This window comes from Pseudomonas sp. TSRC2-2 (genome assembly GCF_049897785.1).
Lineage (GTDB): Bacteria > Pseudomonadota > Gammaproteobacteria > Pseudomonadales > Pseudomonadaceae > Aquipseudomonas.
In genome coordinates this window covers 1-24,905 of the sequence record NZ_JAFCWZ010000010.1, presented here as the reverse complement: position 1 = coordinate 24,905, position 24,905 = coordinate 1, and the positions used below count along the sequence as shown (strand labels likewise).

General features: G+C 59.9%; 24 protein-coding genes and 1 tRNA gene. 17 read left to right on the top strand and 8 right to left on the bottom strand.

The features are described 5' to 3' along the window. From ACP7D9_RS20060 to ACP7D9_RS20040, 5 genes are read left to right on the top strand one after another with little or no spacing between them, the layout of a single operon-like run. Entirely contained in the window at nt 1-1,308 is a 1,308-nt protein-coding gene (locus ACP7D9_RS20060; protein WP_426159341.1) for an O-antigen ligase family protein, read from the top strand. After that, nucleotides 1,302-2,231, top strand: a complete 930-nt coding sequence (locus tag ACP7D9_RS20055) for a glycosyltransferase family 2 protein (protein WP_426159339.1) — start codon at nt 1,302-1,304, stop codon at nt 2,229-2,231. Before ACP7D9_RS20060 ends, ACP7D9_RS20055 begins: the two co-directional genes overlap by 7 nt. A gap of 17 nt (nt 2,232-2,248) precedes the next feature. Beyond that, nucleotides 2,249-3,667 (top strand): oligosaccharide flippase family protein, encoded by a 1,419-nt coding sequence (locus ACP7D9_RS20050; protein ID WP_312999125.1) that lies wholly within the window; start codon nt 2,249-2,251, stop codon nt 3,665-3,667. Nucleotides 3,668-3,698: 31 nt separating this feature from the next. Then, entirely contained in the window at nt 3,699-4,754 is a 1,056-nt protein-coding gene (gene galE / locus ACP7D9_RS20045; protein ID WP_312999122.1) for a UDP-glucose 4-epimerase GalE, read from the top strand. Between the two features lie 30 nt (nt 4,755-4,784). After that, nucleotides 4,785-6,263, top strand: coding sequence for a LamG domain-containing protein; glycoside hydrolase family 16 protein (locus ACP7D9_RS20040; RefSeq protein ID WP_426159336.1), 1,479 nt, complete (start codon nt 4,785-4,787; stop codon nt 6,261-6,263). A gap of 8 nt (nt 6,264-6,271) precedes the next feature. Here the strand turns inward: ACP7D9_RS20040 and ACP7D9_RS20035 are convergent, their stop codons facing one another. From ACP7D9_RS20035 to ACP7D9_RS20020, 4 genes are read right to left on the bottom strand one after another with little or no spacing between them, the layout of a single operon-like run. Then, complete coding sequence (locus ACP7D9_RS20035; RefSeq protein WP_426159334.1) at nt 6,272-8,032, bottom strand: ABC transporter ATP-binding protein; 1,761 nt, start codon at nt 8,030-8,032, stop codon at nt 6,272-6,274. Then, complete coding sequence (locus ACP7D9_RS20030) at nt 8,029-9,174, bottom strand: beta-glucosidase (RefSeq protein WP_426159332.1); 1,146 nt, start codon at nt 9,172-9,174, stop codon at nt 8,029-8,031. Before ACP7D9_RS20030 ends, ACP7D9_RS20035 begins: the two co-directional genes overlap by 4 nt. Nucleotides 9,175-9,224: 50 nt before the next feature. Then, nucleotides 9,225-10,397 (bottom strand): UDP-galactopyranose mutase, encoded by a 1,173-nt coding sequence (glf, locus tag ACP7D9_RS20025; protein WP_426159329.1) that lies wholly within the window; start codon nt 10,395-10,397, stop codon nt 9,225-9,227. Next, complete coding sequence (locus ACP7D9_RS20020; RefSeq protein ID WP_426159327.1) at nt 10,385-11,554, bottom strand: glycosyltransferase family 1 protein; 1,170 nt, start codon at nt 11,552-11,554, stop codon at nt 10,385-10,387. Before ACP7D9_RS20020 ends, glf begins: the two co-directional genes overlap by 13 nt. Before the next feature lie 326 nt (nt 11,555-11,880). On the opposite strand from ACP7D9_RS20020, the gene galE (ACP7D9_RS20015) reads away from it, so the two are divergent. Then, nucleotides 11,881-12,906 carry a UDP-glucose 4-epimerase GalE gene (gene galE / locus ACP7D9_RS20015; protein ID WP_426159325.1) on the top strand — a complete coding sequence of 342 codons (1,026 nt, stop codon included), beginning with the start codon at nt 11,881-11,883 and terminating at the stop codon, nt 12,904-12,906. A gap of 13 nt (nt 12,907-12,919) precedes the next feature. Here galE (ACP7D9_RS20015) and ACP7D9_RS20010 read toward each other — a convergent pair whose 3' ends face one another. Then, nucleotides 12,920-13,234 carry a hypothetical protein gene (locus ACP7D9_RS20010; RefSeq protein ID WP_101159449.1) on the bottom strand — a complete coding sequence of 105 codons (315 nt, stop codon included), beginning with the start codon at nt 13,232-13,234 and terminating at the stop codon, nt 12,920-12,922. A 401-nt stretch (nt 13,235-13,635) separates the two neighbouring features. On the opposite strand from ACP7D9_RS20010, the gene cyoA reads away from it, so the two are divergent. The 10 genes from cyoA to ACP7D9_RS19960 all read left to right on the top strand — a co-directional run bounded on the left by cyoA (nt 13,636) and on the right by ACP7D9_RS19960 (nt 22,583). Then, nucleotides 13,636-14,565: a ubiquinol oxidase subunit II gene (gene cyoA / locus ACP7D9_RS20005; protein ID WP_039760286.1), complete on the top strand. Its 930-nt coding sequence runs from the start codon at nt 13,636-13,638 to the stop codon at nt 14,563-14,565. Nucleotides 14,566-14,568: 3 nt separating this feature from the next. Beyond that, complete coding sequence (gene cyoB / locus ACP7D9_RS20000; RefSeq protein WP_426159323.1) at nt 14,569-16,542, top strand: cytochrome o ubiquinol oxidase subunit I; 1,974 nt, start codon at nt 14,569-14,571, stop codon at nt 16,540-16,542. A gap of 2 nt (nt 16,543-16,544) precedes the next feature. Further along, a complete protein-coding gene (locus ACP7D9_RS19995) occupies nt 16,545-17,159 on the top strand; it encodes a cytochrome o ubiquinol oxidase subunit III (RefSeq protein WP_101159447.1) in 615 nt (204 codons plus the stop codon). A 1-nt stretch (nt 17,160) separates the two neighbouring features. After that, the gene (cyoD, locus tag ACP7D9_RS19990; RefSeq protein WP_101159446.1) at nt 17,161-17,499 is read left to right on the top strand and encodes a cytochrome o ubiquinol oxidase subunit IV; all 339 of its coding nucleotides are present in this window, start codon (nt 17,161-17,163) and stop codon (nt 17,497-17,499) included. After that, nucleotides 17,457-18,482: a heme o synthase gene (gene cyoE / locus ACP7D9_RS19985; protein WP_426159320.1), complete on the top strand. Its 1,026-nt coding sequence runs from the start codon at nt 17,457-17,459 to the stop codon at nt 18,480-18,482. Before cyoD ends, cyoE begins: the two co-directional genes overlap by 43 nt. Beyond that, a complete protein-coding gene (locus ACP7D9_RS19980; protein WP_426159318.1) occupies nt 18,475-18,735 on the top strand; it encodes a metallothionein in 261 nt (86 codons plus the stop codon). The genes cyoE and ACP7D9_RS19980 overlap by 8 nt, the downstream gene beginning before the upstream one ends. Nucleotides 18,736-18,787: 52 nt before the next feature. After that, nucleotides 18,788-19,030, top strand: coding sequence for a DUF2934 domain-containing protein (locus tag ACP7D9_RS19975; RefSeq protein ID WP_426159316.1), 243 nt, complete (start codon nt 18,788-18,790; stop codon nt 19,028-19,030). A gap of 40 nt (nt 19,031-19,070) precedes the next feature. Further along, the gene (locus tag ACP7D9_RS19970; protein WP_426159313.1) at nt 19,071-20,237 is read left to right on the top strand and encodes an MFS transporter; all 1,167 of its coding nucleotides are present in this window, start codon (nt 19,071-19,073) and stop codon (nt 20,235-20,237) included. Nucleotides 20,238-20,279: 42 nt separating this feature from the next. Next, nucleotides 20,280-20,954 carry a polysaccharide lyase family 7 protein gene (locus tag ACP7D9_RS19965; protein ID WP_426159310.1) on the top strand — a complete coding sequence of 225 codons (675 nt, stop codon included), beginning with the start codon at nt 20,280-20,282 and terminating at the stop codon, nt 20,952-20,954. A gap of 285 nt (nt 20,955-21,239) precedes the next feature. Beyond that, the gene (locus tag ACP7D9_RS19960) at nt 21,240-22,583 is read left to right on the top strand and encodes an MFS transporter (protein ID WP_426159529.1); all 1,344 of its coding nucleotides are present in this window, start codon (nt 21,240-21,242) and stop codon (nt 22,581-22,583) included. A 113-nt stretch (nt 22,584-22,696) separates the two neighbouring features. Here the strand turns inward: ACP7D9_RS19960 and ACP7D9_RS19955 are convergent. Continuing rightward, nucleotides 22,697-22,774: transfer RNA gene (locus ACP7D9_RS19955), tRNA-OTHER, on the bottom strand. 378 nt (nt 22,775-23,152) lie between these two features. Beyond that, nucleotides 23,153-23,560 (bottom strand): DUF3775 domain-containing protein, encoded by a 408-nt coding sequence (locus tag ACP7D9_RS19950; RefSeq protein ID WP_426159308.1) that lies wholly within the window; start codon nt 23,558-23,560, stop codon nt 23,153-23,155. 448 nt (nt 23,561-24,008) lie between these two features. Between ACP7D9_RS19950 and ACP7D9_RS19945 the strand changes: the two genes are divergently transcribed. Continuing rightward, the gene (locus tag ACP7D9_RS19945) at nt 24,009-24,389 is read left to right on the top strand and encodes a hypothetical protein (protein ID WP_426159306.1); all 381 of its coding nucleotides are present in this window, start codon (nt 24,009-24,011) and stop codon (nt 24,387-24,389) included. On the opposite strand, the gene ACP7D9_RS19940 is transcribed toward ACP7D9_RS19945, so the two are convergent. After that, nucleotides 24,371-24,874, bottom strand: a complete 504-nt coding sequence (locus ACP7D9_RS19940) for a lysis system i-spanin subunit Rz (protein WP_426159528.1) — start codon at nt 24,872-24,874, stop codon at nt 24,371-24,373. The genes ACP7D9_RS19945 and ACP7D9_RS19940 overlap by 19 nt on opposite strands. Nucleotides 24,875-24,905: the final 31 nt, after the last annotated feature.

The following is a 24,905-nucleotide window of genomic DNA, read 5'->3' as shown; positions in this document are numbered from 1 at the left end:
ATGAACCGTCTGCAAGTGCGTTATTCGACGCTCGCCGACGCCTTCACCTTGTTCGGTGTGCTGTTCTATACCCAAGTGATCGGCTTCTTTCTGCGCCTGGGCAATGTGAGCACGCTGGACGATGCGCAGCAGGATCTCGAGGGCAATCTGGCCAATCAGGTCTGTGGCTTGCTGACGCTGCTGGTGCCGCTGTTTTTCTTCATTCGCCACAAGGTGTTCCTCAGCAAGAGCTTCTACCGGCAGAACCTGTTTTTGCTGTTGTTTCTGGGCTGCGTGGCGGCGTCGATCAGTTGGTCGAGCGAGCCGATGCTCAGCTTCAAGCGTTTCGTTGCGCTGCTCAGCGTGGTGTTCTTTGCCGGTTTCATTGCCTGGCGCTACAGCCTGGAACGCATCGCTTTTCTGTTCGGCTGCGTGATCGGTGCGGCGGCGTTGGTCGGGTTGATCTTTGCCCTGATTCGCCCGGACATCGCCTTTATTTCCGGCGGCATTCGCGACGGCGCCTTTCGCGGGGTGTTCGCGGAAAAGAACGCTGGCGCGCGCCTGAACGCCATCGCGATTCTGTTGCTGCTGCCGATGATCCGCCAGCGCAACCCGCTGGCCATGCTGTATGGGCTGTTCGCGCTGATTGCCATTGGCCTCGCGCAGTCAGCCACGGCGATTGCCCTGATCGTCGCCGGCACTGCCAGCTACGCGTACTTCATTGCGCTGATCCGGTTGCGCATCAACCGCTCACTGCTCGCGTTCATGGCGGCCACGCTGGTGTTCTTCCTCCTGTGTGGGGTGCTCTACGCCAACTACGCGATGTTGCTGGAGCTGGTTGGCCGCGACCCGTCGCTGACAGACCGCACGCTGATCTGGGAGCTGTTGCAGCCCCTGATCGATGCGCAATTTCTCAAGGGCTATGGCTTCGGCGCGTTCTGGGCCAGTGCCGATGCTGACGCGTTCATCACGCGCTGGGGCTACATCGGCAACGCGCACAGCGGCTACGTTGAGACCCTGCTCAACGGTGGCTTGATTCAGTTGATCGCCTTGCTGCTGATGTTTGCCCAGACACTGGCAAAGCGTTATCGGGCAATCACGGCGGATCAATCGGCGCGCTATCAGGCGTGTGCTCTGGTGATCATCGGCCTGTTCGTCGTTACCAATTACGTTGCCTATGTAATTCCCAACTACCGCTCGGGCGAGTTCCTGATTTTCTGCGTGCTCAGCCTGACCTTCCGCCATCACCTCGTCACCCGTACCCAGCCGCTGCCAGCTGCCAACGCGCGGCCGATGCGCGGCACTTTCCGGGAGCAACGCCCATGCTGAATGATCCCTCGGCCTTCACCGTGTGCGTGGTGATTCCGCTGTACAACGCCGCCGCCAGCATCCAGCGCACACTGGATTCGGTGTGCGCACAAACCCGCCAGCCGGACAAAGTCATCATCGTCGATGACGGCTCCAGCGATGCCGGGCCAGAGATCGTCAGGCAATACGCCGCGCCCTTCCCCATCGTCCTGTTGCAACAGCCCAATCAAGGCCCGGCCAGTGCGCGCAATCGCGGTGTGTTCAGTGCCGAGGAAACCTTTATCGCCTTCCTCGATGCCGATGACCGCTGGCATCCGGAAAAACTGCACAGGCAATTGGCGCTGCACGCTGAACTGACGCAGCAGGGACGCAAGGTCGGTTTGATCGATTGCTTTCAAATGAGTGAATTCAGCGACGGCAAACGGCAACTGGAGGATCGCTGCAAACACGGTGATCACTTTGCCGACTTCATGCGCGAAAACATCATCAACGGCACCTCCGGCGTGCTCGCGCTGCGCGAGATCATCGTTGCCATTGGCGGCTTCGATCAGAGCCTGCGCTTCGCCGAGGATCGCCTGTTGTGGACGCGCATCGGGGAAATCAGCGAGATCCACAGCGTGCCGCAGATCCTGCACTGGCGCGCCGTCAACGCCGCCAATATCACCGCGCAACCGCACAAGTACTACCCGCACAAACTGCGCTTCATCCAGCTGTACCTGGCGCGTTACGGCACCCGATTGAACAAGCAGCAGCGGATCAATTTCGTCCTCGCCAACCACGCGGAGTTTCTCAATGCCTTTTCCCGGCGCGGCGATCATCGCCGGGTCATCGAGGTGTTCCGGCAGATGCTCGGGCATTCGTGGCAGACGCTGTTTTTCTTTCAGGGCAAACCGACCCTGCGCTACCTCTACGCCTGCTTCAAAAGCCTGGGCAACAGCCGCTGACTTTCGGGGATCGCACCATGGCCAACCGTCGCCTGACGACACTCGCCTGGATTTTCACCGAGAAATTCGGCCTGATCTTTCTGTCGATGATCACCTTTGTCGTCTACGCACATTTGCTGACGCCAACGGAGCTGGGCATCGGCACGCTGATCATCGCTGTGGTCGAAGTGGTCGGCATTCTGTTCTCGTCGATGCTGGAAGACCCGCTGGTGCGTCTGCAGCGGGTGGAAGACAAACACATCAGCAGCGTGTTCTGGTTTGCCGTGCTGGTCAGTCTGTTGTCGATTGCGTTGATTTCGCTGGCGGTCGTGCTTTACACGCCGTCGCCCGCGCTACGCTGGATGACCGTTGTGGCCTCGGTGAAAATCCTCTTCACCCTGATGGCGCGGGTGTATGTGGCGCAGATGCGCCGCAGCGGCAATTTCAAGCTGCTGGCCTCGCGCACCTTGCTCGGCAAAGTTGCTGGCGGAGTGGGCGGTGTGGCCGTGGCACTGATGGGTTTCGGCCCGTGGGCGGTGGTCGCTCAGGCGCTGATCATGGACGGCATTTCCACGCTGGTACTGATGCGCAGCGAGCGTCGGCGCATTCCCTTGTTGATCGACCGCCAAGTGCTGGGCGAACTGCTGCGCGCCGGCCTGCCGGTCTGTGTCAACGTCATGAGCTCGCAAACCCTGCAACGCGGCGTCAACCTGCTTCTCGGCCTCACTGCCGGGGCGCAGGCGGTGGGCATGTTCAACCTGGCCATGCGCATCATCGACCTGCCGCGCTCGGCGATCTACAACGGTTTGATGAGTTACGCGCTGCCAGTGTTTGCCCGGCGCAGTGCCGAACCGGCGCGACTGATCGGTGTGATTGGTGATTCAACGGCGATCAGCGGCTTCGTGCTGACACCGCTTTTTTTCGGCATCGCCCTGACCGCCGAAGACATTATTCTGCTGATCTTCGGCGCCAAATGGGCCGATGCGATTCCGTTGCTGCAAGTGCTCGCGTGCACGGCAGCGCTGGGCAATCTGGCGCTGTACGCCACCACCGCGCTGGTGGCGGTCAACCGCACACACCTGACGCTCAAGGCCGAAGTCGCCACTACCCTGCTCGCGCTGGCGCTGGTCTACCTGCTCGGCGCGACCTATGGCGGCATGGCGGCGGCGCTGGCTTTGCTGCTGCGCATGCTGCTGATCACGCCGCTGCAGGTGCGCGGCCTGCACGCCGCCATCGGTTATGACTGGCGCAGCTTCTTCCAGTCCGGTTACCGCAGCCTGTTCGCCTCACTGGTGATGGCCGTCATGGTGATGTGGCTGTCGCGGCAAACCGGCCTGTCCGGCTACGCGCACCTGGCCGGCGACATCGCTATCGGCACGCTGACCTACGCCTTGGCCTACAGCCTGCTGCACCCGCGCTGGCCGCAAGAATTCAAGCTGGTGTTCACCGCCCGCTAAGCCGGATTTTCCCGCAATGGAGCACGTCGTCATGCGCAAAACCACGTTGATCACGGGCGGTGCCGGCTACATCGGTTCGCACACGGCATTGCAACTGATCGAGTCCGGACACTCGGTTCTGATCCTCGACAATCTGTGCAACAGCAGCCGCGAGTCGATCGCACGGCTTGAGCTGTTGAGTCATTCGCACGTCGATTTCATCGAGGGCGATATTCGCGACGCCGCGCTGCTGGAAGAGATTTTCAGCACTTACGCGATTGACGCGGTGCTGCATTTCGCCGGGCTCAAAGCTGTGGCACAGAGCGTGCGCCGGCCGATGGATTACTACGCCAACAATGTCGTGGGCACACTGAACCTGTGTCAGGCGATGGCCCGCGCCCACGTGTTCAATCTGGTGTTCAGCTCATCGGCTACTGTCTACGGCGAGCCGGCCGCGATGCCCATCGTCGAGGAGCACGGCACCGGCATACCGGCAAATCCGTACGGGCGCTCGAAGCTGATGATCGAGCAATTGCTCGGCGACCTCGCCCTCGCCGATTCACGCTGGAACATCGCTGTGCTGCGCTATTTCAATCCCATTGGCGCGCATGAGAGCGGGCTGATCGGCGAAGCGCCCAATGGTCGACCGAACAATCTGCTGCCGTGCCTGAGCGAGGTTGCCAGCGGCCAGCGCGCTGCGTTAACCGTGTATGGCAATGACTATCCGACCGTCGACGGTACCTGTATTCGCGATTACATCCACGTGCTGGATCTGGCCGAAGGTCATCTCAAGGCGCTGCAGGTTTTGCAGGGCGATGAGCATGGCCTGCACGTATGGAACCTCGGCACCGGCAGCGGCTACAGCGTGTTGCAGATCATCAGCGCCTTCGAAGACGTCACCGGTCTGCGCATTCCCTACCGTTTCGCCCCGCGCCGTGCCGGTGATGTCGCCGAGTGCCGCGCCGATGCGAGCAAGGCCGGGCGCGAGCTGGGCTGGCGGGCACAGCGTGAGTTGACGCAAATGCTCATTGACAGCTGGCGCTGGCAAACCAACAACCCGTGGGGCTACCGCCCGCAACCCGCGCCGTTGCTGGCGGTGGGCACGTAATAACGGCGCAAACCAAGTTAGGGACGACTCATGAACAGATCACGATGCTTGCTGTTTGTTTTGCTGCTGCTGAGCGCCGGCGTCAGCGCCAATATTCCACAGCCTGTGGCTGACGGACTGGTGCTGTGGCTGGACGGCAATGACCCGGCCGCAATGACCCTCGAAGGGCAAAATCAGGTGGTACGCTGGCTGGATAAATCCGGCAAGGGCAATGACGTCGTCGTCGACAACCGTGCGGCAACGACGTTGCCGACACGCGTCGACAACGCCCTCAACGGCCACGGCGTGGTACGTTTCAGCGGCACGGCGGCGTTCATGGGCCAGGCCATTCGCACAAGCAAAGGCCCGGTGACGGTGTTCGTGGTCTCGCGGCGCTTGCCCGAGCAGGCCGGTGGCAAGGCCTGGCAGCGCCTGTTCAGCTCGCGACCGCAACTGGCGGATAACGATAACGTCGCGCCGAATTTCGGCATCAGCGTGCAGCAGACCACGGCCTACGAACCGGCCCTGGCGGTGCTGGAAACCAGTGACGTGCCGATCGGCCCGTTCGCCGTGGCGCGCAACGTCGTCGGCACCTCGGAGATCCTGCGTGGCGACATTGCCGAAGTACTGGTTTACGACCGCCCATTCAGCAACCAGGACGAACGCCGCAACGTGTTCGAGTATCTGGCGCAAAAGTGGGCGGTCGCCCTACCGCAACAGGCCGATGCCTGGACTCGCGTCGGCCCGTTGGGCCCGACACCGACGCACGTTACGCCCGACCTGCCGTTATCGGACCAGGCCAATGCCGGCGGTTGGAAACGCGATACGCGGCTGTCCGACGAATTCAACGGCAGTGCGCTCGATGCCGAGCGCTGGCACGTCAACAACGCCACCGGCACCGACTCCCTCGGGCGCAAACCGGCGCTGTTTTTGCCGGAGAACGCCAGGGTCGGCAACGGCAATCTGAACATCACGTTCCGCAAACAGACCCTCCCGGAGAAATATGTCGCCCTGGGCTACAAGGACTACAGCTCGGCGATGGTGCGCACCCATGAACGGGGCATGTACGGCTATTACGAAGCACGCGCGAAACCGATGAACTCTGCCGGTTCTAGCGCGTTCTGGCTGGCGTGGACGGGGCTGCCGGACAACGCCACGGAAATCGATATCTTTGAAATCGGCGGCAAAACCCGTAACGAAGCGTTTGATCGCCGCTACAACATGAATGCGCATGTTTGGGCCAGACCACAGAACGATCAACATCTCAGTTCCGGCAGTACCTGGATTGCGCCGTGGCGGCTGGCCAACACCTTTCATGTTTACGGTTTCGACTGGCAACCCGAGACCTTGCGCTGGTATGTCGACGGCGTACTCGTTCGGGAAGCGAAGAACAGCTACTGGCATTTTCCGATGCAGATCGTCTTCGACAGTGAAGCGATGTGGGACTGGTTCGGCGTGGTCGACGACGCGGACCTGCCGTCGGTCTTTCGCATCGATTACGTCAGGGTCTGGACCCGCTCAACGCAATAGGGCTGCACTTAGCGGTTATGCACCATCGCCTGCATCTGCCACAGCGTGCGAAACCGTCCCTGGCTCTCGCGCAGTTCTTCGGGAGTGCCGTCCTGCACGATCTCGCCGTCCTCCAACACCAGCACGCGGTCGAAGTTGGCGATGGTCGAGAGGCGGTGGGCGACGGCGAGCACCGTGCGGCCGCGCATCAAGTTGCTCAGTGCGCGCTGGATGATCGCTTCCGAATCGGAATCCAGTGCCGAGGTGGCCTCATCAAGAATCAGGATCGGTGCGTCCTTCAAAAACGCCCGCGCCAGCCCCAGGCGCTGGCGTTGCCCGCCGGACAACGTTACGCCGCGCTCCCCTACCGGGGTGTGATAACCCTGCGGTAGCGCCTGAATGAATTCATCGCAAAACGCCTGGCGGGCAGCCTCGATAATCTGCTGCTCAGTGGCGTGCGGCTGGCCGTAGCCGATGTTTTCCAGAATGCTGCGGTTGAACAGCGCCGGCTCTTGCGGCACCACGGCGATCTGCCGGCGCAGGCTGTCCTGGCTGACCGAGCGGATGTCACGGTCGTCGATCAGAATCACCCCGCTGCGCACGTCATCCAGACGTTGCAGCAAGCCGAGCAAGGTCGATTTGCCCGCGCCCGAGGTACCGGCAATCCCGATACTTTGCCCAGCCGGGATATCCAGAAAAAAATGCTCGAAGACGTTGCGCCCGTCCGGATAGGCGTAACTGACGTCGAGCATTTTTATGTGCCCGCGCGTTGGTGCCAATTCTTCTGCGGTGTCGCTGAGCTCGTGGGGCTGGGCGACGATGCCCAGCGTTTCGCTGATGACGCCCATTTGCTGGCTGGTTTCGACCAGCGCCAGCGCCAGTTCGCGCGAACCATGCAGGATGCGGAACGTCAGCGCGCTGACCATCACCACATCCCCTGCGGTCACTTGCCCCGTGCGCCAGAGCACAATCGCCCAGCCGAGCATGCCGCCGGCCATGAGGGTCAGGCAGATGTCGTGCAGCACCCGGGCCTTTTCCATGTAGATCCAGCTAAGGCGGTGCGATTGCGCCTCGATGCCGATCTCGCGCTCCAGGCGCAGCCGCTCGCGTTCACGCCCGGAGAAAGCCTTGATCGTCCACACGTTGGAGACCAGGTCGACAATTTCGCCACCGACCCGGGCTGACTGCGATGCGAACGCGATGTGCCGGCTGCGGCCGCGCACGCCAAAAAGGGTAATCAGCGCGGCGACCACGATGACGCAGCCGATCAAGGCCAGTGCCATTGCCGGATGGACCGCGACCATCACCACTACAGCGCCAATAAAATCCACGCACGGCGGCACGATGCGCCACGTCAGCCCGCCGTAGACCTTGTCGGCAGCGGCGCCGATCGCCGCGACGCGGTTGGCCAGCGAGCCGGAAAAATGCCGCCGGAAATAACGCATAGGGTGGCCAGTCAGATGATGAAACAGGTCGACACGCAGATCGGCACAACTGCCGACGATGGTGTAACAGCCCACCCAGCCGCCCAGACGCCAGAGCACGTTCTCCAGAATGATCAGTGCCATGAACAGGCCGAACGCGCGCCAGACCTGATCCGCTGCTGATTCGCCAGCCATGGCATCGACCAGCAGTTTCATGCCGTACTGCACCACCACCGCGCAACACGCCGCGCCAATCACCAGCGCCACCATTGCCATGAAATGCGCCGGGCGCACTCTGACGTAGCGCCACAAAAACGCGCTGGATGAGGCCGGCAACGGTTCGTCACGCAAGTGCTGGAAGTTCATGTTGGTCGCCCCTCCAATCGCCCGTCATTGAGCCTGCGCAACCGTGCGTTGATCCGCTCCGGGACTCGCGCAAGCTCGACATGCAACGGATGAAACGCCGCGCGCGCGCCCTCGCCATCCGCGTAGCCAAACACGCCGGTCGGGCAATAACGGCCGTCGTCCCAACCGGGATAATCGAGAAACGGATACCAGCAGATGCCTTGCACCGGCACACCGCGCTCCAGCGCACTCCCCACCTGATCGACAACGTAGCTCAGCCACGGCAGGCGTTCGTCATCCTCGGCGCCGGTCTCGGCAAGCAGCACCGGCCGCTGGTACCGCTGGTGCAATTCCTTGAGCATCCCGGCCAGCGGACGATAGTCCGCTTCGCCGCGAACAATGCGCCGCCCCTGGAAATACCATTGGTTATGCGGGTAGAAGTTCGCACCGATGATATCCAGGTAGCGTTCCTGCCCGCCCAGCCCCGGCCATTGGCGACCGGTGAGCAAATCCCACGCCTGGAACTGCGACAGCCGATACGCTTCGGCCGCTTCGACTTCATCGCTGCGCCGGGATCCGGCGATCACATGGATCAGCGGGTCGCACTGGACGAAGCGTGCATTCGGCGCCTGCCCGCGAATCGCTTCGATCGCAGCAATGCTGGCTCGCACCAGTTGATGCTTGAGTTCCTGCGCACGCCCGCGCGCGTTCGGGTTGAAGTAAGCGACATCACCCCCCGCCCAACTCCAGAACGAAATCTCGTTGATCGGCGAGTAGAACGGCACGCTCACGCCCTCGTCGGTCATCAGCTTCGCAACGGCTCCAGCGAAACGGGCGAAGCGTTCGACGAACGACGGGCGCCAGATGTCCAGATCATCCGGATAACCGTAGTGGCACAAGTCCCAGACCACTTGCACCTGCCGCGCTTGCGCGGCTTTGAGCATGGGCACAAAGCTGCTCCAGTCATACCGCCCGGGGCTGCGTTCGATCAAGTGCCAGCGCAAGCCGTCTCGGGCGCAACGAATGTTCAAGGCGCCCAGGCGCTGGTAATCCTCTTCCACCCAACGCGCATGCCCGGTGTCTGCCAACAGGTCGAGACGCCGACCGTCCTGGCGGCGCTGACTGGAACACTCAAAACCGGCCATCACGAAGCTGCTGAACATTGAAGGTGCGCCTGCGCCGGGCTCGGGTTCGTCGCGTTTGGGCTGCACGCTCATGAGATATCGATCTCGGTTGCGGCAGTGACTGGTGCGTTCGCCGCTTGAATATCCCGATACAAGGCCAGCGCCTGCCCCACCACCTGATCCATGTTGTAGTACTTGTAGGTGCCCAGTCGTCCGAGAAACGTCACGTTCGGTGTCTGCTCAGCGAGCGCTCGGTAGCGTTTGTACAGCTCAGCGTTTTCCGCGCGGGGCACTGGATAATACGGATCGCCGTCATCACAGGGATATTCGTAGGTGATGCTGGTGCACGGGTGTGTCTGGCCGGTCAGATGTTTGTATTCGGTGATGCGCGTGTACGGCACGTCGGGGTGCGGATAATTGACCACTGCCACGGGTTGATAATGTTCCTGCTCGAGGGTCTGATGCTCGAAGCGCAGCGACCGGTACGGCAAGCGGCCCAACTGGAAATCGAAGTACTCGTCGATCGGGCCGCAGTAGATCAAATGCGCGTACTTCACCCCTTCACGCACCGCGGTGAAATCGGTGCCCAGCAGCAAATCGATGTTCGGATGATCAAGCATGCGTTCGAACATTTTCGTGTAGCCATCGGTGGGCATGATCTGAAAGGTGTCGCCGAAATAGCGGTCGTCTTCGCTGGTTCGCGTGGGGATGCGCGAGGTCACCGATTTGTCCAGCGCCGACGGATCCAGGCCCCACTGCTTGCGCGTATAGCCACGGAAGAACTTCTCATAAAGTTCGCGACCGATCTGGTTCACTACAACGTCCTCGGACGTGCGAATGGTCGCCACCGGTTCGGCGCGTTCGGCGAGAAATACCTCGGCTTCCTCAGAGGACATCGACAGACCATAAAGCGAATTAAGCGTCGTCAGATTGATCGGGATCGGCACCAGCTTGCCGTCCACCTGCGCCAGGACGCGGTGCTCATAGGGCCGCCACTTGGTAAAGCGCGACAGGTAATCGACGATCCGCTGCGCGTTGGTGTGGAAGATATGCGGGCCGTATCGGTGCACCAGCACCCCGGCCTCATCGTAATGGTCGTAGGCATTGCCAGCGATGTGTGGACGCCGATCAATCAGCAACACACGGCGACTCAACCCTTCAGCCAGACGCTCGGCGATAACGCTGCCGGCAAACCCGGCACCGACGATCAGGTAGTCGTAGGAATGGGCGGACTTTGCGCTCTCCAGGCTTATCGTAGGCATTCGATCTGCTCCTGCATGAAGCGGCTGGTGTTGTCCCACGACATACCGGCGATGGCGGCATCGGCGCGCTGCACAAATTCAACCGTACTTTTGAGCGGCAAGGCTTTTTCGATGGCTTCGACGAAAGCCTCGACGGTGTCGGCAATAAACACTGCGCCACTCTCGCCGTAGCCGCTGATGACATCGTGAATCGGCGTCGACACCACCGGGCAGCCGCCGGCGAGATATTCCGGGGTCTTGGTGGGGCTGATGTAACGCGTGGAAGCGTTGAGAGCGAACGGCATCAGCGCCACGTCCCAGCCAGCGAGGTAGTCCGGCAGCTCGGCATATTGCTTGCCGCCCAGATAATGAATGTTCGACCGTTGCGGCAGCGTCTGCGGATCTATTTTCACCACTGGCCCGATCAGTACGATTTGCCAGTCGGGACGCATGGTCGCCACTCGCTCGATCAACTGGAGATCAAAGCGTTCATCAATCACGCCAAAGAAACCCAGACGTGGCCGCGCTACGGATGCCTGGTCTGGCGGCTCCGGCAATGCCTGCCGCGCCGCCGCGAAATGCGCAATGTCTACGCTGCTGGGCACCGGATAAGCATTGCCGTGCTGGCGCTGCTTGACCTCCCACAAACTGACGCCGCCGGTAAACACCACGTCGGCTCGGGCCAGCAGTTGCTTTTCCATATCAATCAATCGCGCCGGTGCGCCCATGAAAGCCGAGAGTTCATCCATGCAGTCATAAATCGTGACGCGAGGGTCGAGGTGCTCGGTAAACAGCAGACTCATCGGCGTGAAATACCAAAGCAGCAGATCACCCTGCACACGGCCCGCGAGGTGTTCGTCGAGCAGTTTTTTTTGCGCCTGCTCAATCGCTTCGCCGCTCATGCCGCCAGGCAAATGCGGTACAGCGACTTCTATCCCGGTTGCCGGATTCGAGAGTTCAAGCCGGGGGGGCGTGTCTTGGGAAAATACCGGTTCTTCGAAAAACACTACGTCGTAGTTTTTTGCCAGTCGCGACATGACGTGCTGCGGCCGCTGATAGACAAACCCCCAACGCAAGTGCGAAAGGCACACCAGCGTCGGCCGCACCTGTAGCGATGCTTCAACAGCTTTTTGCACACTCGCCAGTGCGAGGACCTCGGGTTGTTCTGCAAGGTTCATAGCCAGTTCCTCATCAAGAAAAACAAGACGACACAGTGCCGAGCCACCGGACCGTCACACTTGTCGACACAGCAAGTGCATGGCATGTCTCGATGAGGCCGTACGGCTCTTGATTGTTGGAATCGCGGCGTTCACACAGCGTTCATACGAACGTTGATCGAAGCCGATGAACTGCACATACCGGTTGGCAAAGCAGGTTGAACTCGCCGGCCAATCCATCCCCTACCGTCCAGGACAACCATGGTTTTGGCCGCCACACAGGCGCACCGAAACCATCCACATCGCCATCGCCATCGGCCGATGGCAGCACTGGTGAGGGCGGACGCATGATCTTGATTACGGGTGGTGCGGGATACATTGGTGCGCATGTCGCACTGCAATGGCTGGGCAAAGGTGAGGATGTAGTGATCCTCGATAACTTGTGCAACAGCCAGCGCGCGGCGATCGAGCGCATCAGCACGCTGGCCGGAAAACGACCGGAGTTCATTCAGGGCGATGTGCGCAATCGACGACTGCTCGACAATCTCCTGCATGACTATCCGATCGATGCCGTGGTGCACTGCGCGGGTTTGAAAGCCGTTGGCGAAAGCGTCCGTGAACCACTGCGTTATTTCGATACCAACGTCGGCGGCAGCCTGACGCTGTGCCAGGCCATGGCCCAGGCCGGTGTATTCCATCTGGTGTTCAGCTCGTCGGCCACGGTCTACGGCGATTGTGCCACTCTGCCCATCAATGAAGCCTGCGCCACCGGCCAACCGACCAATCCTTACGGGATGTCGAAACTGATGTCGGAAAACATCATGAAGAGCGTGGCCAGTTCCGACCCGCGCTGGTCGATTGGCCTGCTGCGCTATTTCAACCCGATCGGTGCGCATCCTTCCGGCCTGCTCGGTGAGGCCCCCACCAGCACGCCGAACAATCTGTTGCCCTACTTGCTGGAAGTCGCCAGTGGCCAGCGCGCGCAGCTGTCAGTATTCGGTAATGATTACCCGACCCCGGATGGCACCGGCATTCGTGATTACCTGCACGTCGTTGACCTGGCGCTGGGGCATGTCTGTGCCCTCGACGCACTGCGCGATCGCCACGGCGTGAGCATCTGGAACCTCGGCACCGGGCGCGGCTATTCGGTACTGGAGGTGATCAGCGCCTTTGAACAGATCACCGGTATCAAGATCCCGATGAGTATTGAAGCGCGGCGGCCCGGCGATATCGCGCGTTGCTGGGCGGACCCGCAAAAAGCGATCGAAGAACTGGGGTGGCAGGCGAGCCGCTCACTGCACAGCATGCTCGCCGATGCCTGGCGCTGGCAGTGCAACCAGCGCGGAAATGTCAATGTTCGCCAAGCCAATTGAACGTTGCGCGCGGTCACTCATTCTCGTGGCCGTGCGCGTCGGCACAGGACAATCGCCCGGACTCGCCGCCGGCGATTCGCTCTGCCTGGTCGATACCGCGCTTGAGCGCGTCTTCGACTTCCCATTCCACGCCCGGCAATTTCCTGATGCGCTCATAGGCGCACTCGCCAGTCGCGGTGTACACGCTGATAAACATTTCTACGTCGCCATCATCGGCCTCCCGTGCCCGAACTTCGATATGGCAACCATTTTCAACTTCTTCGGTATGGCACTTCTCTGCCTTTTCCGTCGCTTTCCATTTGTTGTAGGTTTCGCCGCGTATAAACATGTCGTACTCCTGAAGTCACTCCGCTTTCTTCAATGACCCACCCTCTGGCTGGATGATTCCCGCTTTTGCCGAGAGGCATTTGCAGCATAGCCCGCAAGTTGCGCTTCGCCGTTTCGCTAGTTCAACCGTTCGTCAGCTTGCGAAACATTTTGTCAAACCAATGCCAGAGCGCTTATTCAAAAAGTTCGAGACCCAGACGAGTTCATCTCAACTCATCTCCGACAAAGGGTGGCAGAGCGGCCGCGCAAACACTGTTTTGTAGCCGACAGCAACACTATTGCCTGGAGAAATATCTCGGCAACTTCGCTTCGCTTGAACAAGCGCAACGGTAGTTGCCTTTCAACATGGCGCGTCGCAGTCCCGGCGTAAAAAAAGGATCGCTCTGATAAACAGGAGCCTGTATGAAGCGAACAATCAGCTATTGCCTGGTCTACCTCGCTACCAGCGTTCTGCTCGCCGGTTGCAACCTGGTGGTGTTCAACCCCAAGGGCGATGTCGCCCGCGATGAACGCGACCTGATCATCCTCGCCACGGGCCTGATGCTGTTGGTGGTCATTCCGGTCATCGTCATGACTTTCCTGTTCGCCTATCGCTACCGGGCGACCAACAAAAAGGCCCGTTATTCGCCGCGTTGGGCAAGTTCGCACAAGATCGAAGCGGTGGTCTGGGGCGTGCCGTTCCTGATCATTTGCGTGCTCGGCTGGGTCACCTGGGAAACCACCCATGCACTCGATCCGTACCGACCGCTGGATTCCGATGTACCGCACCTCAATGTGCAAGTGGTGGCAACCGACTGGAAATGGCTGTTCATTTACCCCGACCTGGGCATTGCCTCGGTCAATGAACTGGCGATACCGGTGAATACGCCGGTAAGTTTCACCGTCACTTCTGACGCTGCCATGACTTCATTCTTTATTCCTGCACTCGGTGGGCAGATATATGCCATGGCCGGCATGCAGACCAAGTTGCACTTGATCGCCAATGAAATCGGCCAGTATCGCGGGATCGCCGCGAACTATAACGGCCACGGTTTCTCCGACATGCACTTCAGCACCCTGGCACTCAGCGGTGCGGATTACGAAGCCTGGGTCAATAAAGTCAAAGCGGCGCCCGGCCAACTTGATCAGGCCAGTTACGCCGAGTTGGCCAAGCCCTCTGTCGCGCACAAGATTACTTATTACTCGGCTGTGCAGGAGCGACTGTTTCTCGACATCGTCGACAAGTATGAAGGGATGAACAAGGCACCACGCAAGAAGCAAACCCAAGTGCAACGCAACAGCGACGATGTGCGCGTCAATCAACAACCGAGTCTGCTGGCCGAGGAGCGTTAAATCATGTTCGGGAAACTTTCATGGGACGCGGTTCCACTGCATGAGCCGATTGTCATGTACACCCTGGCTATCGTCGGCCTGATGGGCTTTGCCCTGGTCGGCACCGTGACCTGGAAACGCAAGTGGGGTTACCTCTGGCGCGAGTGGTTCACCTCGGTCGACCACAAGAAAATCGGCTGCATGTACATCATCGTTGCGCTGGTCATGCTGCTGCGCGGTTTCTCCGACGCGATCATGATGCGCACCCAGCAAGCCATGGCATCCAGTGGCGGGCCGGGTTATTTGCCGCCGGAACACTACGACCAGATCTTTACTGCTCACGGCGTGATCATGATTTTCTTCATGGCCATGCCGTTCGTGGTCGGCCTGATGAACATCGTCGTGCCGCTGCAGATCGGCGCCCGCGACGTCGCCTATCCGTTCCTCAATGCCCTGAGTTTCTGGCTGTTCGTGGTCGGCGCGGCGCTGGTGAATATCTCGCTGGGTGTCGGTGAGTTTGCCCGCACCGGCTGGGTCGCCTACCCGCCCCTTTCCGAGCTCGGCTATAGCCCGGGAGTCGGGGTGGATTACTACATCTGGTCATTACAGATATCCGGCATAGGGACGTTATTAACCGGGGTCAACTTCTTCGTGACCATTCTGAAGATGCGCACCGAAGGCATGACCCTGTTCAAGATGCCGGTGTTCACCTGGAACGCACTGTGCACCTCGATTTTGATCCTCGCCGCGTTCCCGATCCTCACCGCGACACTGCTGATGCTCACCCTCGATCGTTATCTGGGCATGCACTTCTTCACCAACGAGGCCGGCGGCAACCCGATGATGTACGTCAACCTCATCTGGGCCTGGGGACATCCGGAGGTGTACATCCTGATCTTGCCCGCGTTCGGGATTTTCTCCGAGATCGCCGCGACCTTCAGCAGCAAGCGCCTGTTCGGTTATGTGTCGCTGGTATGGGCGACGATTGCGATCACCATCCTCTCGTTCATCGTCTGGCTGCATCACTTCTTCACCATGGGCGCGGGGGCCAACGTCAACGCGTTCTTCGGCATCATGACGATGATCATTGCCGTGCCGACCGGGGTGAAAATCTTCACCTGGCTGTTCACCATGTACCGCGGTCGGGTGCGCTTCGAAACGCCGATGCTGTGGACGCTGGGCTTTATCGTCACGTTCAGCATCGGCGGCATGACCGGCGTGCTGCTGGCGGTGCCCGGTGCCGACTTCCTGTTGCACAACAGCCTGTTCCTGATTGCTCACTTCCATAACGTGATCATCGGTGGCGCGGTGTTCGGCTACATGGCCGGGCTGACTTACTGGTTCCCCAAAGCCTTTGGCTTCCGCCTCAACGACCGCCTCGGGCGCATCGCGTTCTGGTGCTGGCTGGTCGGCTTCTACTTCGCGTTCATGCCGTCTTACGTGCTCGGTTTCATGGGTATGACGCGGCGTCTCAACCATTTCGACAACCCGGCCTGGCAACCGTGGCTGCTGCTGGAACTGGTCGGTGTCGGCATCATTCTCTGTGGCGTATCCGCGCAGGCGCTGCAGCTCTACGTGAGTATTCGCAACCGCGCGAAATTACGCGACCTCACCGGCGACCCATGGGACGGACGCACCCTGGAATGGGCCACGGCCTCGCCTCCACCGTTCTATAACTTTGCCGAGCAACCGAAGGTCAACGATCTCGACGCCTATTGGGGCATGAAGGAGCGCGGCGTCAGTACCCTCAGCCACACCGACTACCGCGCCATCCACATGCCACGCAACACCTCGGCGGGCCTGGTGATCAGTGTCTTCGCGCTGATCTGCAGCTTTGCCCTGGTGTGGCACATCTGGTGGCTGGCGATCCTTGGCCTGGTCGCTTCTGTGGTAGCGATGATCGTGCGCAGCTACGACGAAGACATCGATTATTTCGTCCCGGCAGAGGAAGTCGCCCGGATTGAAAAAGCGCGTCTCAAAGATTTGGCGGAGGCCTGAACATGTCCAACATCATTCTGGATAAAGACATCGCGCACAGCCATGAACAGGGCCATGAAGACGCGGGATCGATGCGCATTTTCGGCTTCTGGATCTACCTGATGACCGACTGCATCCTGTTCGCAACGCTGTTCGCAGGCTATGCAGTACTGCGTGACAGCGTGGCTGGCGGGCCATCGACCGTCGACATTTTCGAACTGCCCTACGTCCTTGCCGAAACCGCGTTGCTGTTGTTGAGCAGCATCACCTACGGCTACGCCATGCTGGCGATGAACCGCAATGACACATCCCATGTATTGCGCTGGCTGGGTGTCACCTTCGTGCTGGGTTGCGGCTTCATCGCCATGGAAATCAATGAATTCCATCATCTGATCGAAGAAGGCTACGGGCCGGATCGCAGCGGTTTCCTCACTGCGTTCTTCACCCTCGTCGGCACCCACGGCGCGCACGTACTCAGCGGTCTGGTGTGGATGGCGGTGCTGATGCTGCAAGTGCGCAGCCGTGGCCTGACCAACACCAACACCACGCGGCTGAGTTGCCTGAGCCTGTTCTGGCACTTCCTCGATGTGGTGTGGATTTGCGTGTTTACCGTGGTTTATCTGCTGGGGGTGGTGTGACATGTATAACCAGAGTCCGATTCATAGCAGTGCCGGTACCAGCCATGGCACCAGTCGTTCATACATGGTGGGCTTCATCATTTCGGTGATCCTGACGGTGATTCCCTTTGGCCTGGTCATGTACCCGACGTTGCCGCGCAGCGTCACCGCGTGGGTGGTGGTCGCACTCGGTGTAGTGCAGGTGTTTGCCCACCTCAAATATTTCCTGCATCTGGACACCGCCAAGGAGCAACGCTGGAACCTGATTGCGCTGATTTTTTCCGCCGTCATCATTCTTCTGCTGGTTGGGCTTTCGCTATGGATCATGGACAGCATTCACCACAACATGCTGGCGCACTGAAGCAATGGCGGCTGTCGCTGAATGTCGGGCTGGAACTGACCAAGCCCGGCATTATCGTCGGCAACCTGGCGTCGGTGTTCGGCGGCTACCTGCTTGCTGCAGGCGGGCGTCCGGTTACCTTGGCGCATTTATTGGCCGCCTTGCTCGGCACCGCGCTGGTCATTGCTTGCGGTTGCGTGATCAATAACTGCGTCGACCGAGACATCGACCGGCGCATGGTGCGCACCTGCCATCGGGCCTTGGCCATTCGCGCAGTATCGCTGCCTGGAGCGTTGTGCTACGCGGCAGTCCTCGGGGTCGTCGGCTTCGGCTTGCTGTGGGCCGGCACTACGCAATTGGCTTGTGCGATGGCGGCGGTCGGGCTGGTTGTTTACGCGGGCGTCTACACCTGTCTGATGAAGCGCCGCTCGCACTGGGGCACGCTGGTCGGCAGCCTGTCCGGGGCCATGCCGCCGGTGGTCGGATATTGCGCCGTGACAGGCAGCTTCGATGCGACGGCGCTGATGCTGATCGTGGTGTTTTGCTGCTGGCAGATGCCCCACTCCCATGCGATTACGGTCATGCGCCACGAAGACTTTCGCGCCGCCGGATTGCCGACGTTGACCTTGGGTCAAGCCAGACGCGAGATCAACATCTACATGGTCGCTTTTCTGCTCACCGCGGCGATATTGGGCTGGGTCGCGGATATCAATGTTTCCTATCCGCTGGTGGTGCTCGGGCTGGGCGGATACTGGTTTTACCTGGCCTTGCGCCCCGTGCGAAACGCTACCGCAAAAGCTTGGGCTCGGCGTTTGTTCAGCGTGTCGATCCTGCTGATCCTGGCGCTGAATCTTTCCCTGGCGCTGAACGCTGTGCTGCCCTCGCCCTCTGCGCTCTACCGCTCATCGGGCGTGGCGGAAAATCATCAAACGCAGGCGTGTGGCGGGTTATCAGAATCGATAACAACTTCACCAACAGACAGCCCGGAGGAAACCCATGGCTAATGCCCCCTCAACTACCGATTGCGCCTGCCCTGGCTGCACCTGCAAGTGCAGCGGCGAGCAAACCTTCGAGCGTGACGGCAAGCAGTTTTGCAGCCAGGCCTGCGCAGATCTCCATCCCAAAGGCCAACCCTGCCCGTCCTCAGCTTGCCACTGCGAGCAAAACCTTGGGGACGATGAGCGCAATGTGAGTGATTCGAAACTGGATGAAGCGGTCGAAGAGACCTTCCCCGCCAGCGATCCGATTTCGCCGTGATCCGCCACTTGCGCTTTCGAAGCAGTCTTTTTTTTCAGCAGGAGACAACGTAATGGACGAGGAAACCATCCGAAAAATCGCCTATCGCCTCTGGGAAGAACAGGGACGGCCCCACGGTAATGATTTCGAGCATTGGTTGCAGGCGCGTGCCGAGCTGGATGCGTTTGACTCCGATGGCTTGCCCGGTTCGGTGGCCAGCAGCGTCGCGCCACCGGCACCCCGCAAAAAAGCCAAGGCTGCAACCGCTGCTCCAGCGACCAAAACCCGCAAGAAAAGCGCGTCTGCTGCCAAATGACCGATCTTGAAAGCCGCGTGACTACGGGGCCCAAGCGCTCGTGAAACGTGGCATCAACCTTGTTGCGGCGGCCTTCGCGCTGACGGCGTTGTCTTATGGTCTGGCGCGCTTCGCCTACGGATTGCTGCTGCCGCAGATTCGTCAGGATCTGGCGCTCAGCGTGACCGCTGCCGGCTGGATCGGCGGCAGCGCGTTCGCGACTTATTGCGTGGGGATCGTGGCGACGTTTGTCTGCAGTCACAAAGTCAGCCCACGCGGGTTGACGGTCGTGGCCGGCGCCGCGGCTACGCTAGGGATGGGGTTGCTCGTGATCGGGTCGTCCGCACTGGCGTTGGGCTGCGGCGTAGCGCTGGCGGGATTGAGCACAGGTTTGACCTCGCCGCCATTGGCCAGCGCGGTGGCGGCGCGTCTTGATGACGCGGACCGGCCGCGTGCTAATGGTTTTATCAATGCAGGGACGGCGGCCGGGATCGTTTTTTCAGGCTTGGCGGCAATATTGGCGGCCGGGCAATGGCGGCCACTTTATGCGCTGTTCGGATTGATCGGCGTTGGCGTGACGGCCTGGCTTTGGTTTGCGGTACCGCGTCGGGTCGAGCATGACGTTGCGCAACACTTTTCTCTGGCAATGTTGCGTCGACCGGGCGTTATGCCGTTGTGCGCCAGTGCTTTTCTGATGGGGTTGGCGAGCACGGCGGTCTGGACGTTCGGCGCCGACATTCTGCGTAGCGAGGCTGGGTTCTCTGATCAGTCGATGGCCTGGGCGTGGATTGTGTTGGGCGCGGCGGGCATCAGTGGCTGCGCAACCGGTGTGCTGACCGGCCGGTTTGGTGTTGCACGAATGCAGCATCTGGCGCTCGCCGGGATCGCCGTCGGCACGCTGGGACTTGCCGCCACTGGCGCGGGTGCCATTTACGGCCTCGCTGCGATGGGCCTGTTTGGCGCGGCCTACATTGTTTCTTCAGGCGTTTATCTGTTGCAAGGGATCCGGTTGTTCCCGGATCGCCCGGATCTGGGGCTGGGCATTCCGTTTCTGGTGCTGGCACTCGGTCAGACCGCTGGCACGCCGATGTTCGGTGCAGTGCTGGAAGCTGCTGATGTGATCGTTGCCCTGTGTATTTTTGCGGCGGTCGCTTGCGTCGCCATGCTGCTGAGCCCGAGAGGTAGTGAAAACCCGCGCAGGCAAATGTGCGGCTCGGGAATGACCTGAGGCTTGCAGCGAGAATGATTTTTATCGTCAGGAGTAGAAACCATGGCCGTAAACATCAGCAATCTCACCCTCTCCACTCCGGTTCCCGTCTCGGCGACCAATCCGGTGGCACTGGAGCTCAACGGCGCCGAGGCGATCGCGCAGTTTCCCAGCATCGTCACGGTGCTGCCGGACGGGTCACTGCAACTGTCCGCACCGACCAAAGGCGCCTCGAGCAAGAGCACCCACCGAACCCGCTGCGAATGGAAGGAATCCTTCTATTGGTCGCTGGCCAGCGCCGCTGACCACCTCAACTATCAAGAGATGACCGTGACCAAGGTCAATTCTGCGCAGAAGGTGGTCATTTCGCAGATGCACGTGAAAAACGACGACGGCCCGGTGATCAAAGTGTTCTGGCAGAAAGGCAACATCACCATGGGCTTCCGCCAGAGCTTCAACCAGCCATCCCCCGTCAACAGCACGGTGCTCAAGGGCGTGCCGCTGGGGGCGAAGTTCAAGGTGACCATTCGCGCGAACTCTGCCGGCGTCGCCCGAGTCACGGTCGACTACAACGGCATAGTAGGGACATCAGGCGACTTGCAGCTCGATTCAACCTGGAATTTGCAGGTGTTCAACTTCCACGGCGGGGTCTACAACCAGATCGATTACACCGACGCCACCCCGCCTGAGGATGGCTCGATTTGCATCATCAGTGATTTGTTGATTTCACATACCTAGGGCTGCAATGAGCAAGGGCCTGGGTCAGCTTTCGCTGGCAGGCCCTTGTTGGAGCTGAGCTTGATGATTGGTCTTCAGCCTTGCGCCTCATGTCGGAACAGCCTGCGTCCTAACGTCGCAGCTTTCAGCTCTTGGCAAATCCTGCGCAAGCCTTAGAATCCCGCGCGCTCTTGCTATCGCGCGTCTCGTCAGGGAGGCGGACCTGCAAGGCGGACCTTGTCCGACACCACCGCCCTGCCCGATCGGCAGACATTTTCACAACACCTGTTCCAGCCTGGCAACCGCATGCGCAGAGGCGCACGTTGCGCTGTTCTATTTCTTGAGGTTTTTATGTCTCCGCGTTTGCTGGCCATGGCGCTGGCGCCCCTGCTCGGGCTGTTCATTATTGCTCTGGGCAATGGTTTTCTTTCCTCCCTGACCACCCTTCGCCTGGACGCCGCTGGTACCTCGGCAACGATGATCGGGATTGTTTCGTCGGCCTATTTCATGGGCCTGACGCTCGGCGCGGTGTTCAATGACCGGCTGATTCTGCGCATCGGCCACATTCGGGCCTACGGCAGCTTTGCCTCGCTGATAGCGGTGACGATTTTGCTGCAGGGTCTGTTCTATGACACTTGGGGCTGGCTGATTCTGCGCCTGATCAACGGCTGGGCCACGGTCGGTGTGTTTCTGGTGATTGAAAGCTGGCTGCTCTTGGCAGGTGACGAAAAAATTCGCGGGCGTTTGCTCGCGCTGTACATGATCGTCCTCTATGGCGCCGGCGTACTCGGACAGGCGACGTTGGGAACCATCACGGGCATGAGCGACAGCGCGCCGTTCATGGTTGCCGGCATGCTCGCTGCGCTGTCGGTACTGCCGATCGTGATCCTGCCACGGGTGTCGCCGCTGCTCGATCACGTCGAGCCGCTCAAGCCACGACAATTGCTGGGCGTGACGCCGACCGGGCTGGTCGGCTGTTTCGGCTCGGGGCTGACCATCGCGGCGATTTACACGTTGTTGCCGTTGTATCTGCAACGCAGCGGGCTGGACGTCGGTGAAGTCGGCAGCATGATGGCCTGGACGATTCTCGGCGCGATGTTGCTGCAGTACCCGGTCGGACGCTGGTCCGACCGCACGGATCGCGTGCAGGTGCTCACTCTGTTGGCGGTTGCGTGCACCGTGTTATCGCTGGTGATTGTGCTGATGCCGCTGTCCATGACAATGCTCGCGGTGATGTTGTTTCTGCTCGGTGGCGGCGTGTTCGCGCTGTATCCGGTTGCCGTCAGCCACGCAGCAGACCGCGCCCCCGCCGAAACACTCGTACCAATGATTCAGGGTTTGCTGCTCATCAACTCGCTGGGCTCGGCCATCAGCCCGATGATGATCTCGCCGGTGATGAGCTCGTTCGGCGCCGACGGCCTGTTCTGGGTATTTGCAGTGGTCAACCTGTGCATGGTCAGCTTTTTCTTCTGGCGCCGGGGCAAACGCCCGGTGCCGGCCAATCCCGCACCGTTCACGGCGGCAGCCACCTTTTCGCCTACGGGTGCGGAATTGCGGGTCACCGAGGATTTGCGCGTGGCAGCGGAAGAGCATCCGGCCATGGTGGATGCGATTAGTGGCGAATGGGTAGCGCAGCGCGGTGACAGCTGATCAGCAACCGCCCGGCGGGTTGCGTCGTTGATCGACGCGGCAAAAGCCAGAAGAGCGAAGCGCAAACGAACAAAGGCCTGCGTAGCTTTCGCTAGCAGGCCTTCGTTGAAAGATGGTGCCCGAAGCCGGAATCGAACCGGCACGCCCTTACGAGCGGGGGATTTTAAGTCCCAAGTGGAAATCAATCAGGCCGCGCCTTGTGATAGGTTTTTTGGTCCGCAATCAACCTAGAAAGCCTGTCATGCAGCCCAATGTTTCCGCATACCTTCAAATGATTGCGGACCGAAAAACGGCGCCGAGATTTGGTAGTACGGGCCCCTTTCGGCTCACGTACGCTGATCAGCAAGTATGCCGATTATGCATAAGGCGATGCGCCGACGGCGTTGTCCAGAGCACCACCATGTCAAGGTGACCACGAAACCTACGCAAGCATATGATTCAAAAGGAAAAATGCTAGATTTTCAGTGGGTGAAAAACCGGAACATCACCATATAAGAATCAATAACTTAGCGTTGTATATTCCTACAGTGGTTACCCCGTCCCGGCGATGATTAAATTTATTAACAGCCCTACTTGTACGCGAATCTCACCCGATCAAGGCCTCGCGCGAGGTACCGGTGAATAACGGCCCCCTTGCCGGAAATATAATCCAGCAATTCTTTATGCGAGTCTTTTGAGAATGAGTGGGCATGGCCTTCGAATGCGCCGCGAATCGACTCTGGATCCTCAGGATTCTCAACGTGCTCGCCGCGGCCTACGCACATCAAGGCAACCAGGTCGAGGAGTTCATCATCAGAAAGCGCACGCATCGCCTCGACGAAAGCAATTTCCTCCTGGCTATCAGGCTCAAGAATCAGAGCTTTCAACTCCCCCGCTCCTAAAATGCGGTTCCCAGGATGACGCTGACGGTATTCGTCATGGCTTGCCGCAGCAAGGCGAACAATAGAGGCTGCTTTGGTGGTGTTGAGGTGTTTCATGGACCGTCCCTTGTGATGTTGATAGCTCCTGATCCTACAGTTTGTGGATGGAGTAATGGAACACCGCAACTCAACTGAAGCGAAGAATGATGCCGTCGGGGTACATGGCGCCATCTAGTTGAGTTTCCTGCAGCGCCCTAGGGCGCCCTGCCGAACTGCAATCCCACCAACACGCCACTGATGCAGCAGTATGGACGGAAACGGCTTGCAGGCCTTGTACTGCAAAGGTATGCATTGGCTCCTGTCTAAAACTCAAGTACAAGAAGGCGATTCTTTGCCTCAATAAAACCGCGTTCATGCTCGGTAGTTTTAGACAGAGGCTCAACCCATCTCCGGCGTCCAGCCGACCGATTATCAAACCAAAAATCTACAGCTCGTCGCCTCCCCCTCGCCCACAAATGTCGCCTCGATTACTGTACATGCAAACAGTGTTCAGTAAGGCATTCCCGTGGACCACCTCATAGAAGATACCGACGATTGGCTCGGTAACCCGACCCCGCTCGAAACCTGTCGACACCAGCTCAGGATGTACGAGAACGAATTCGAGGCTCTCACCCTCAAGCTCGAGCGCGCACTTGAAAATATTCAGGGCCTGGTGCGTGACAACGATGCGCTCACGCTCGAGAGGAATTCTCTCAGGGCTGAGCTAACTGCTGCCAAAACTGAAGCCGCCGAGGCTGGCCGGCGCGCGAATGACATCACAATCAAAACCAACTGGGAGCTGATGGCGAAGGACAAGCACATCTCTCACCTGTCGACGGAAATTAAAAAGCTAAAAGGCGAGACCCCCTTCGCCCCGGCCTTTCCGCATCAGCGGGATATTTCCTGAACGTACGCTTGGCACGCCTGAAGCGCGATCAGTCCCTGGTCGCCGGTGTCGGTGATGGCGATAATTCTTTGAGCATGCGCCGGGTCAAGTCGGGCTCGTACGGTTGCATGATCCACGCCGCCGGCGCCGGTGGCTTTTGGCACGTCACAGCCACTGGCTGAATCCGCGTCGATGAGGACTGACAACCGCAGATCAGCAGTGGCAAGGCGATCGCGCAGACGATCTTGGTCACGTTGGGCATCATTCAATTTCCTGTAATAGGTTTGCTCACTGGCAGCCAGCTTCTGCTCGAGCGCCAGCCGCTTATCGTGCTCGGCCTTCTGCGCATCGGCGCCGGCCGTGGCCAGTTGGTTCAACGTCTCGCCATGCAACTTCGCCTGCTCGGCGAGCTGCCGGCCGTAGCGCCAGTCCTGAAACTGCCAGGCGCTACCGGCACCGATCAGAACCAGCGCCAGCATGCCCACCGCTTGCCCCGGCACGACCATCACGGCACATCCTTGAAGAAGACGTGGTGCC

Excerpts from the sequence above, each read along its gene's own strand:
- ACP7D9_RS19940 (WP_426159528.1), bottom strand. The coding sequence starts at position 24,874 with ATGGTCGTGCCGGGGCAAGCGGTGGGCATGCTGGCGCTGGTTCTGATC.
- ACP7D9_RS19960 (WP_426159529.1), top strand. The coding sequence starts at position 21,240 with ATGCGCAGAGGCGCACGTTGCGCTGTTCTATTTCTTGAGGTTTTTATG.
- ACP7D9_RS20010 (WP_101159449.1), bottom strand. The coding sequence starts at position 13,234 with ATGTTTATACGCGGCGAAACCTACAACAAATGGAAAGCGACGGAAAAG.
- cyoE (WP_426159320.1), top strand. The coding sequence starts at position 17,457 with ATGGATCATGGACAGCATTCACCACAACATGCTGGCGCACTGAAGCAA.
- cyoA (WP_039760286.1), top strand. The coding sequence starts at position 13,636 with ATGAAGCGAACAATCAGCTATTGCCTGGTCTACCTCGCTACCAGCGTT.
- ACP7D9_RS19980 (WP_426159318.1), top strand. The coding sequence starts at position 18,475 with ATGGCTAATGCCCCCTCAACTACCGATTGCGCCTGCCCTGGCTGCACC.
- ACP7D9_RS20020 (WP_426159327.1), bottom strand. The coding sequence starts at position 11,554 with ATGAACCTTGCAGAACAACCCGAGGTCCTCGCACTGGCGAGTGTGCAA.
- ACP7D9_RS19975 (WP_426159316.1), top strand. The coding sequence starts at position 18,788 with ATGGACGAGGAAACCATCCGAAAAATCGCCTATCGCCTCTGGGAAGAA.
- cyoD (WP_101159446.1), top strand. The coding sequence starts at position 17,161 with ATGTATAACCAGAGTCCGATTCATAGCAGTGCCGGTACCAGCCATGGC.
- ACP7D9_RS20055 (WP_426159339.1), top strand. The coding sequence starts at position 1,302 with ATGCTGAATGATCCCTCGGCCTTCACCGTGTGCGTGGTGATTCCGCTG.
- ACP7D9_RS20050 (WP_312999125.1), top strand. The coding sequence starts at position 2,249 with ATGGCCAACCGTCGCCTGACGACACTCGCCTGGATTTTCACCGAGAAA.
- ACP7D9_RS19965 (WP_426159310.1), top strand. The coding sequence starts at position 20,280 with ATGGCCGTAAACATCAGCAATCTCACCCTCTCCACTCCGGTTCCCGTC.
- galE (WP_312999122.1), top strand. The coding sequence starts at position 3,699 with ATGCGCAAAACCACGTTGATCACGGGCGGTGCCGGCTACATCGGTTCG.
- galE (WP_426159325.1), top strand. The coding sequence starts at position 11,881 with ATGATCTTGATTACGGGTGGTGCGGGATACATTGGTGCGCATGTCGCA.
- ACP7D9_RS20035 (WP_426159334.1), bottom strand. The coding sequence starts at position 8,032 with ATGAACTTCCAGCACTTGCGTGACGAACCGTTGCCGGCCTCATCCAGC.
- glf (WP_426159329.1), bottom strand. The coding sequence starts at position 10,397 with ATGCCTACGATAAGCCTGGAGAGCGCAAAGTCCGCCCATTCCTACGAC.
- ACP7D9_RS20040 (WP_426159336.1), top strand. The coding sequence starts at position 4,785 with ATGAACAGATCACGATGCTTGCTGTTTGTTTTGCTGCTGCTGAGCGCC.
- ACP7D9_RS20060 (WP_426159341.1), top strand. The coding sequence starts at position 1 with ATGAACCGTCTGCAAGTGCGTTATTCGACGCTCGCCGACGCCTTCACC.
- ACP7D9_RS19995 (WP_101159447.1), top strand. The coding sequence starts at position 16,545 with ATGTCCAACATCATTCTGGATAAAGACATCGCGCACAGCCATGAACAG.
- cyoB (WP_426159323.1), top strand. The coding sequence starts at position 14,569 with ATGTTCGGGAAACTTTCATGGGACGCGGTTCCACTGCATGAGCCGATT.
- ACP7D9_RS20030 (WP_426159332.1), bottom strand. The coding sequence starts at position 9,174 with ATGTTCAGCAGCTTCGTGATGGCCGGTTTTGAGTGTTCCAGTCAGCGC.
- ACP7D9_RS19950 (WP_426159308.1), bottom strand. The coding sequence starts at position 23,560 with ATGAAACACCTCAACACCACCAAAGCAGCCTCTATTGTTCGCCTTGCT.